This window comes from Ferrovibrio sp. (assembly GCF_029255545.1).
In the GTDB taxonomy this organism is placed as follows: Bacteria; Pseudomonadota; Alphaproteobacteria; order Ferrovibrionales; family Ferrovibrionaceae; genus Ferrovibrio.
On the sequence record NZ_JANLJJ010000070.1, the window covers coordinates 23015 to 31674 of the forward strand.

At 63.7% G+C, this 8660-nt stretch carries 8 protein-coding genes and 1 riboswitch; of the genes, 4 read left to right on the top strand and 4 right to left on the bottom strand.

The window, feature by feature from the left end:
- The 4 genes from gcvPB to gcvT form a co-directional block, all read right to left on the bottom strand.
- On the bottom strand, positions 1 to 1562 hold a 1562-nt coding region (gcvPB, locus tag Q1J79_RS14025), incomplete at its 3' end, for an aminomethyl-transferring glycine dehydrogenase subunit GcvPB (RefSeq protein WP_300301455.1).
- Positions 1562 to 2902 (bottom strand): aminomethyl-transferring glycine dehydrogenase subunit GcvPA, encoded by a 1341-nt coding sequence (gene gcvPA / locus Q1J79_RS14030; protein ID WP_300301457.1) that lies wholly within the window; start codon positions 2900 to 2902, stop codon positions 1562 to 1564. The genes gcvPA and gcvPB, both read right to left, overlap by 1 nt.
- Positions 2903 to 2917: 15 nt before the next feature.
- Positions 2918 to 3289 carry a glycine cleavage system protein GcvH gene (gene gcvH / locus Q1J79_RS14035; RefSeq protein ID WP_300301459.1) on the bottom strand — a complete coding sequence of 124 codons (372 nt, stop codon included), beginning with the start codon at positions 3287 to 3289 and terminating at the stop codon, positions 2918 to 2920.
- Positions 3290 to 3300: 11 nt separating this feature from the next.
- Complete coding sequence (gene gcvT, locus Q1J79_RS14040) at positions 3301 to 4404, bottom strand: glycine cleavage system aminomethyltransferase GcvT (RefSeq protein WP_300301461.1); 1104 nt, start codon at positions 4402 to 4404, stop codon at positions 3301 to 3303.
- Positions 4405 to 4458: 54 nt separating this feature from the next.
- Positions 4459 to 4567: riboswitch (glycine riboswitch) on the bottom strand.
- Between the two features lie 284 nt (positions 4568 to 4851).
- Between gcvT and Q1J79_RS14045 the strand changes: the two genes are divergently transcribed.
- From Q1J79_RS14045 to Q1J79_RS14060, 4 genes are all read left to right on the top strand, one after another.
- Positions 4852 to 5391 (top strand): DUF962 domain-containing protein, encoded by a 540-nt coding sequence (locus Q1J79_RS14045; protein ID WP_300301463.1) that lies wholly within the window; start codon positions 4852 to 4854, stop codon positions 5389 to 5391.
- A 32-nt stretch (positions 5392 to 5423) separates the two neighbouring features.
- Positions 5424 to 6479: a cyclase family protein gene (locus tag Q1J79_RS14050; protein ID WP_300301465.1), complete on the top strand. Its 1056-nt coding sequence runs from the start codon at positions 5424 to 5426 to the stop codon at positions 6477 to 6479.
- 259 nt (positions 6480 to 6738) lie between these two features.
- Positions 6739 to 7335, top strand: a complete 597-nt coding sequence (locus tag Q1J79_RS14055; protein ID WP_300301467.1) for a hypothetical protein — start codon at positions 6739 to 6741, stop codon at positions 7333 to 7335.
- 34 nt (positions 7336 to 7369) lie between these two features.
- Positions 7370 to 8660, top strand: a 1291-nt coding sequence (locus tag Q1J79_RS14060) for a methyl-accepting chemotaxis protein (protein ID WP_300301469.1), incomplete at its 3' end; no start/stop codon positions are given.

The following is an 8660-nucleotide window of genomic DNA, read 5'->3' on the forward strand; positions in this document are numbered from 1 at the left end:
GCCGCCGCCTTGTCGATCGGCGCGCCGTTGGTGCCGGGTTTCCAGCGCAGCACCGGGGCGCGGGCAGCGCGGGTTTCGTCCAGACGGCGGCGCGGTGTCATGTAGGGCGCGCCGTGGAACCACTCAGCCTGGTCGCCCTGCTTCGCCTTCCCGGCCAGGCCGCGCAGGGTGCCCACGAAAGTATCCAGGCTGTCCTTGCTTTCGCTCTCGGTCGGCTCGATCAGCATGGCGCCATGCACGACGAGGGGGAAATACACCGTCATCGGGTGATAGCCCTCGTCGATCATCGCCTTGGCGAAATCCAGCGTGGTGACGCCGGTATCCTTCAGGAAGCGGTCATCAAACAGGGCCTCGTGCATGCATGGGCCCTCGAAGCTGGGGCTCATCACATCCTTCAGCGAGGCCATCACGTAATTGGCCGACAGCACGCTGTCTTCCGCCACGCGCTTCAGGCCGTCGGCGCCATGGCTCATCATGTAGGCCAGCGCGCGGATGAACATGCCCATCTGGCCGTGAAAGGCCTTCATGCGACCGAAGCTTTTCGCGTCGCCGGCCTCCACCAGTTTGAAGCCATCCGCAGCATGCACCACGTAAGGCAGCGGCGCGAAGTCCTTCAGCGCTTCAGAGAGCACGACCGGGCCGGAGCCCGGGCCGCCGCCGCCATGGGGCGTGGAGAAGGTCTTGTGCAGGTTGATATGCATGGCGTCCACGCCCAGGTCACCCGGCCGCACCTTGCCGACGATGGCGTTGAAGTTGGCGCCGTCGCAGTAGAAGAAGGCGCCGGCGGTGTGCACCATGTCGGCCACCTTGCGGATGTCGCGCTCGAACAGGCCGCAGGTATTCGGGTTGGTCAGCATGATCGCCGCCACATCCGGGCCCAGCTTGGCCTGCAGGGCATCGAGGTCGACGCGGCCATCGGCCGTGGCCGGGATCGGATCGACCGTGTAACCGCACAAGGCCGCTGTCGCGGGATTGGTGCCGTGGGCGGATTCCGGCGCCAGGATACGCTTGCGCACATCGCCACGGGCTTTCAGGGCCGCGCGGATCGCCATCAGGCCGCAGAGTTCGCCATGGGCGCCGGCGGCGGGCGACATCGCTACGGCCGGCATGCCGGTCAGCTTCTTCAGCCAGCCGGCAAGCTGGTCGATCAGGTCCAGCGCGCCCTGCACGGTGGAAACCGGCTGCAGCGGATGCAGGTCGCCCAGTCCCGGCAGGCGCGCCATCTTTTCGTTCAGGCGCGGATTATGCTTCATCGTGCAGGAGCCCAGCGGATAAAGCCCGGCATCAATGGAATAGTTCTTCTGGGAAAGCCGCACGTAATGGCGCATCACCTGCGGCTCGCTCAGGCCCGGCAGGCCGATTTTCCCGGAGCGTTTCAGGCCACCAAGGCGATCGGCCACTTTCGGCGGCGCTGGCAGGTCTACGCCGCTGCGGCCCTCGACGCCCTGCTCGAAAATCAGGGCTTCTTCCATCTGCAGGCCGCGGTTGCCGGTGATGGTGCCCACAGCCGCGCTGTCGGCGGCCTGGTTCGGCGTGGTGGGGCGCCCCTGACGGTTCAGCATCACAGCACCTCCTTCAGGGCGGCGACAAGTTTGTCCATGTCGTCTTCGCTATTGGTTTCGGTGGCGGCAACCAGCAGCACGTTGTCCAGGGCCTTTTCGCCCGGGAAAAGCCGCGCGGCCGGCACGCCGCCGAGGATGTTTTTCGCCACCAGCTTTTCCACCACATCGGTTGCCGGCTTCGGCAGGGTGACGGCGAATTCGTTGTAGAAGGCCTGCGGCACGATGCTCACGCCTTTCAGGCCGGCCAGTTTCCCGGCCAGTTGCGCCGCCTTGCCATGATTGATCTCGGCCAGCCGGGTGAAGCCGGCTTCGCCCAGCAGGCTCAGGTGGATGGTGAAAGCCAGCGCGCAGAGGCCGGAATTGGTGCAGATGTTGGAGGTGGCCTTTTCGCGGCGGATATGCTGCTCACGGGCCGACAGCGTCAGCACGAAGCCGCGCCGACCGTCCTGGTCCACCGTCTCGCCGCACAGCCGGCCCGGCATCTGGCGCACATACTTCTCGCGCGTGGCGAACAGGCCGACATACGGCCCGCCGAAGCTGAGCGGCACGCCCAGCGCCTGGCCTTCGGCCACCACGATATCGGCGCCCATGGCGCCCGGCGGCGTGACGAGACCCAGCGAGGTGACTTCCGTCACCACCACGACCAGCAGCGCGCCTTTGGCCTGACACGCCTTGGCCAGCGAGGACAGATCGCGCAGATGGCCAAACACGGTCGGGTTCTGCACCACGACGCAGGCGGTCTGGTCGTCGATCAGGCCACTCAGGTCTTCGTTGCCGGCCAAGTCGGTGGGGGCCGCCACATGCGGCTGGTCGGTCTGGTCCATCAGGGTGCCGACCACGTCGCGATAATGCGGATGCAGGCCACCCGACAACACGGCCTTGGCTTTCTTGGTGATGCGCTGGGCCATCAGCACGGCCTCGCCGGCCGCGGTGGCGCCGTCATACATCGACGCATTCGCCACATCCATGCCGGTGATCATGCTCACCTGGGTCTGGAATTCGAACAGGTATTGCAGCGTGCCTTGGCTGATCTCGGGCTGGTACGGTGTGTAGGAGGTGAGGAATTCCGAGCGCTGGATCAGGTGGTCGACGGCGGCCGGCACGTGGTGGCGATAGGCGCCGGCGCCGAGGAAGAATGGCACGTCCATCGGCGAGACATTCTTCTTCGCCAGTGCCGCGAAAGCGCGTTCGACTTCCAGCTCGCCCTGGTGCGGCGGCAGGTCGATGGCCGGGTTCAGCGCGCCGGCCGGCACATCCCTGAACAGCGCATCGATATTGGGCGCGCCGATCACGCCCAGCATTTCGCTGCGATCGGCTTCGGTCAGACCGAGATAGCGCATCTCGCGCTCCTTGCGTCAGAGGGTTTTCAGGTAGGCGTCGTAGGCGGCCTGGTCCATCAGGGCATCCAGCTCGGTCTTGTTGGACAGCTTGAGCTTGACGAACCAGCCCTCGGTCTGCGCGGCGCGGTTCACCAGCGCCGGGTCATCGGCAATCGCCTGGTTGCTTTCTACCACCTCGCCGGAGGCTGGCGCGTAGACCTCACTGGCGGCCTTCACGGATTCCACCACCGCCACTTCGGCGCCGGCAGCCACCGTCTTGCCCGGAGCGGGCAGGTCGACGAACACCACGTCGCCGAGCTGGCTCTGGGCGTAATCGGAAATGCCTACGGTGGCGACATCGCCATCGAGACGGATCCATTCATGGTCCTTGGTGTAACGGGTGGTCATGGATCGTCTCCTTACTTGGCGTAGCGTTTGGTGATGAAGGGAAGGGTGCAGGTTCTGGCGGGCAGCGGCTTGCCGCGCACCATCAGGCTGAGCGGCGTGCCGGCCTTGGCGTAATCACTGGCGACATAACCCATGGCGACCGGGGCATCGACGCTGGGGCCGAAGCCGCCCGAGGTGATCACGCCGATCTTCTCGCCCTTGTCGTTGAGGATTTCCGTGCCTTCGCGGGCCGGGGCCCGGCCCTCGGGCTGGATGCCGACACGTTTGCGCGAGACGCCATCCTTCAGCTGTTTCTGCACGACGGCGGCGCCGGGATAGCCGCCCTCCTCGCGCCGCCGCTTGGAAATCGTCCAGGCCAGGCCGGCTTCGATGGGCGTCGTGGTGGTGTCGATGTCATGGCCGTAGAGGCAGAGGCCGGCCTCGAGGCGCAGGGAGTCGCGCGCACCCAGCCCGATGGGCTTCACCTCCGGCTGCGACAGCAGCCAGCGCGCGAATTCCTCGGCCTGGTCGGCGGCCAGCGAAATCTCGAAGCCATCTTCGCCGGTATAGCCCGAGCGGGTGACGAAAGCCTCGTATTTGCCAAGCGCCAGTGTGGCGCCCATGCCGAAGCTCATCGCCGGCATCACGGAATTGAGGCGCGAGAGCACATCCACCGCCGCCGGGCCCTGCAGGGCCAGCAGGGCGCGGTCTTCCAGGTATTCCACCTCGCAGCCTTTCAGGTGGCTGCGCATATGCGCAATATCCTGCTCCTTGCAGGCGGCGTTGACGATTACAAACAGGTCGCGGTCGCGCTTGTTCACCATCAGGTCATCGAGAATGCCCGCCGCATCGTTGGTGAACAGAGTGTAGCGCATCTTGCCCACATCCAGCGCGACGATGTCGCCGGGTACCAACGCCTCCAGCGCCTTGGCCGGATCGGCGCCGGTGATCTTCACCTGGCCCATATGCGAGACGTCGAATAGGCCGGCCGCCGCGCGGGTATGCTTGTGCTCGGTGAGGATGCCGGTCGGATACTGCACCGGCATGTCATAGCCGGCGAAGGGGACCATGCGCGCGCCAAGCTCCCTGTGGAGAGCATTCAGCGGCGTGACGTTCAGGTTTTCGGTATCGCCCAAGCGAGGGTCCCCTTGCGAACAGAGTCAGAGTCGAAGCGGCGGGTGGTTTCGCCGTTCGCCCCCTCTGTCCCGGGACCTGAGAGATTCGCCCTTCCTGAAGAAGAGCTTACTCCTTCGGTGGGATCGGGATTGGACCCCCGATCCGCTTTCCAGAGTGTCGCCAGTCCGGTCGGTCCTTCGGCCTGAGAGTTTCCGGGGCGGTTGCTCCTTCGGCGCGCGGGCCCCCGTTAAAGCTCGGGTTTCGCGTCTCTCCCGCCGGACTGAATGCGACGCCGCGAGAATAGGCTGCGGTGCAACAGAGTCAAACCCTTTCCCGCTGACGCAACGGCAGCGCGAAAACTCCACAATTGACAATGCCTTAGGGGGCTTTAGGCTTATCCACAAGAAGCCTTCAGGCGGCGACTCGGCCGCGACTCGCAGGCACAGAAAAATCCGGAGGAAACCGCCATGAACCCGTTCTTCGTCGAGCAGATGGCGATGTATTCGGCCTATCACCGCGATCCGCGCAACCGGGCCACCCATTTCATCGGCATCCCGTCCATCGTGTTTGCCATCTTCATCCCGCTGCACTGGGTGGTGCTGGGTGAACTCTGGGGCGGCCAGGCCACGATCACGCTGGCCGCCGCGCTGTGGTTCGCCACTGGCATCTTCTATCTCTGGCTCGACCGCACGGTCGGTGGCCTGATGGTGCTGGTCGGTTTCGTGCTGATGCTGCTGGCCGAGCAGGTCGCTGCCATGGGCAGCACCACCGGCTGGGTCACCTTCGCGGTCTTCTTTGTCGGCGGCTGGGTGTTCCAGCTGGTCGGCCATGCCTTCGAGGGCCGCCGCCCGGCCCTGGCCGACAACCTGCTGCAGGCCCTGATCGGCCCGACCTTCCTGGTGGCGGAAACCGTGTTCGCGGCTGGCCTGCGCAAGGAACTGCATGATGCGGTCGAGGCGCGCTGGAAACATTATTCCTATGCCGCCATGCAGGAGCGCGCGGCTTAAGCCGTGGCTTAAACCGTATAGTCAGAGGGTCAATGGCACGCTGGAAAAACCGGCCCGAAGGGTCGAACTGGGGCGACTTCGGGCCGGACGACCGGATCGGCCGCGTCAACTGGATCACGCCCGAAAAGGTGAAGCAGGGCATTGCCGAGGTGCGCGAGGGCAGAACCTTCTGCCTGTCGCTGCCGCTGGAATATCCCGGCGGCAATCTGCTCAATCCGCGCCGCTTCCCGCCGCAATTATTCGCAGTCGTGCGCGAGGGGCGGCCGAACATGGCCCTGCCGCTCTCGCTGTACGATCCGCGCGTCACGGATGTCTCCAGCGATGATGCGGCCCTGCTTTACCTGCAGTATTCCACGCAATGGGACAGCTTTGCCCATATCGGTTCGATGTTCGATGCCGATGGCGACGGCGCGCCTGAGCGCGTCTTCTATAACGGCTGGCGCGGCGGCAGCGATGTGCCGGATGTCGAGGACCGTAACGTGGGCGAACCGCGGTTGGAGCGGTTTCCGTCCAAAGGCACCGAGGCGCTGGGCATCCACAATTTCGCCCGGCACGGCCTGCAGGGTCGTGGCGTGCTGGTGAATTTGCATGACGAATGCGGCGAGCGCCGCGAGTGGATCGGCTACGACCGCCTGATGCAGGCGATGCAGGCGCAGAAAGTGGAGGTAGAGAAGGGCGACATGCTCTGCTTCTACACCGGCTTCGGCGATGTTGTCTTAAGCATGGGGCGCAAACCCGATCTGCGCCGGCTGGAGAATTCCTGCGCCGTGCTGGATGGCCGTGACAGGGCGCTGCTGAACTGGATTACCGACAGCGGCGTGAGCTGCCTGATCGCCGACAACTACGCCGTCGAGGGCCTGCCCGCCCGAGAAACGGCTTCTTTGGCTGTGGACGGCAGTCATGCCATGTTGCCGCTGCATGAGCATTGCCTGTTCAAGCAGGGCATACCGCTCGGCGAGTTATGGTACCTCTCCGAACTGGCGGCATATCTCAAGCAGCATAAGCGCAGCCGCTTCCTGCTCACCGCGCCGCCGTTGCGGCTTACCGGCGCGGTCGGCTCGCCATCCTCGCCGATCGCTACTGTGTAAGCGCGCGCGGAAATTTCCGCCAATTTAATCCGTTTACATCGCAACTTCGCAATATCACCGCCCGCACGCGAAGGTTTGCGCCGCTGAGTCATGCCTGCTTCCGAAGGTAGCGTGCTGCACTGCATCCTGGTGGCCCGGCGTGCATAAAATTGCCGGGTTACTCTTTCTTAATGTGCAGACCGCGCACAATCACAATACGAAGGAGTCATGCATGCCCATTCAAGGCATTGCCTGACCGCTTAACAGGAAGGGGACACCAATGAAAATCCGCACCATCAGCAGCGTTTTTGCCGCGTTCGCCATGATTGCCCTGCTTGCGGCGCCTGGCATGGCGCAGGACAAGCATGTACCGAAGGCGCAGGCCTGGGCGGAGAAGACATTGCGAACCTGGATGAAGGATCCGGCCGTGATCGACGCCGTGAAGGCGCAGAATGCCAAGCATGCCGGCTTGATGCCGGACAAGATCGACGCCCTCGACAAGCAGTGGCGCGCCGAAACCAAGGCTCCGGCCAAGCCGCTGATCAACGAGGTGATGGCCAATCCGCTTTCGGCCTACCTGAAGAAAAAGGAAGCCGAGTCCAAGGGACTGGTGACCGAAATCTTCGTGATGGACAACAAGGGCCTGAATGTCGGACAGAGCGACGTCACCTCCGATTACTGGCAGGGCGATGAGGCGAAATGGCAAAAGACCTTCTCGGTTGGACCCAATGCCGTTTTCGTCGATAAGGTCGATCAGGATGAATCGACCCAGAAATTCCAGACCCAGGTCAGCGTTTCCATCGTCGATCCTGCCTCGAACAGCGTGATTGGCGCCGTGACCGTTGGTCTCGACGTCGAAATGCTTATGGAAATGTAATTTCCACGACATCCCTGTCGGACAGGAGTGGATCATGCAGAATGTCGCGTCGATGTCGATATCGGCCCCGCTTCACGCGAGGCCGGCCAAAACCGGGTTGCGGCTGTCGGTGTCTCAGAAGCTCGGCTTTCTGATTGCGATTATCGTTTGCGCCGCGGTGGCCGCGACGGTGGCGGTCCAGCTGCAGGTGCGCCGCAAGGCCGCCATCGAGGATTTCCGCAACAGCTATCTGCAGATCATCACGCTTGCCGCGCAGCAGGTTTCTGGCGGCGTCCGCTGGAACAAGCCCGAAACCATCACGCCCACCCTGGAAGGCGTTGCCGAGTTCGAAGGCAGCGCCTTGGCGAATGTTGTGGTGTTCGACGCGCAGCGCCAACCCATCGTGAAATATGAAAGCAAGCGATATCCGTTGTATCAGGAACTCGCGCAGGATTTTACCCCGGCGGTTGAGCAGTCGTTGAAATCAGGCAAGGCGGAAACCCGTCTGGACGGGGACGATCATTTCATCATTTCAGTGCCCGTCACGGCTGGTCGCGACAAGGATTATGTTGGGGCGCTGTCAGTCGCGCTAAGCCTGGTTCCGCTGAATGAGGCGAATGCTAGAAGCACCCAGAGCGCGCTCTACATGGGCGGTGGCCTTCTGGTTGTTCTGGTGATCGCGCTGGTGCTGGGCACGGTCCTTCTGGTCAGCCGGCCGTTGCGTGGTATTACGGCAACCATCACCGATCTGGTGGCGGGGCGGCAGGAAGTGGTGATTCCCAGCCTGCGCCGAGGCGACGAGGTTGGCGATATTGCGCGCAGTCTGGATGTCTTCAAGGCGCAGATTGCCCAGAATCAGGCGTTGCAGCGCGAACGGGCAGATAGCCAGGCGCAGCAGTTGGCCGAGCGAGAACGCAGCGAAGCCGAGCGTCAGCGCCAGGAGGCGGAGCTGGATCGCGCGGTCGCAATGGTGATCGAGGCGGCAGTCAACGGCGATCTCGCCAATCGTGTGGACAACGCGAATTTGAACGGAGCGGTGAGGCGTATCGCCGATGGCATCAACCGGTTGCTGGATGTCACGGATCGTTCGCTGCAGCAGATCAGTGCCGTGTTGGCGGGTCTTGCGGATGGCGATCTGTCGCGCCGCATCCAGGGTGATTTCGCCGGCGTGTTCGCTCGCATTCAGAATGATGCCAATGACACGGCGGAGAAACTGACCGGCATTGCGGGCCAACTCAATGATACGGCGCGCACCGTGCGGGATGCGTCGAGCGAGATTTCCACCGGCAGTCAGGATCTGGCGCAGCGCACGGAATCGCAGGCGGCATCCATCGAGGAAACCGCCG

Coding starts and splice junctions, on each gene's coding strand:
- gcvPA (WP_300301457.1), bottom strand. CDS start 2,902: ATGCGCTATCTCGGTCTGACCGAAGCCGATCGCAGCGAAATGCTGGGC.
- gcvH (WP_300301459.1), bottom strand. CDS start 3,289: ATGACCACCCGTTACACCAAGGACCATGAATGGATCCGTCTCGATGGC.
- Q1J79_RS14045 (WP_300301463.1), top strand. CDS start 4,852: ATGAACCCGTTCTTCGTCGAGCAGATGGCGATGTATTCGGCCTATCAC.
- Q1J79_RS14050 (WP_300301465.1), top strand. CDS start 5,424: ATGGCACGCTGGAAAAACCGGCCCGAAGGGTCGAACTGGGGCGACTTC.
- Q1J79_RS14055 (WP_300301467.1), top strand. CDS start 6,739: ATGAAAATCCGCACCATCAGCAGCGTTTTTGCCGCGTTCGCCATGATT.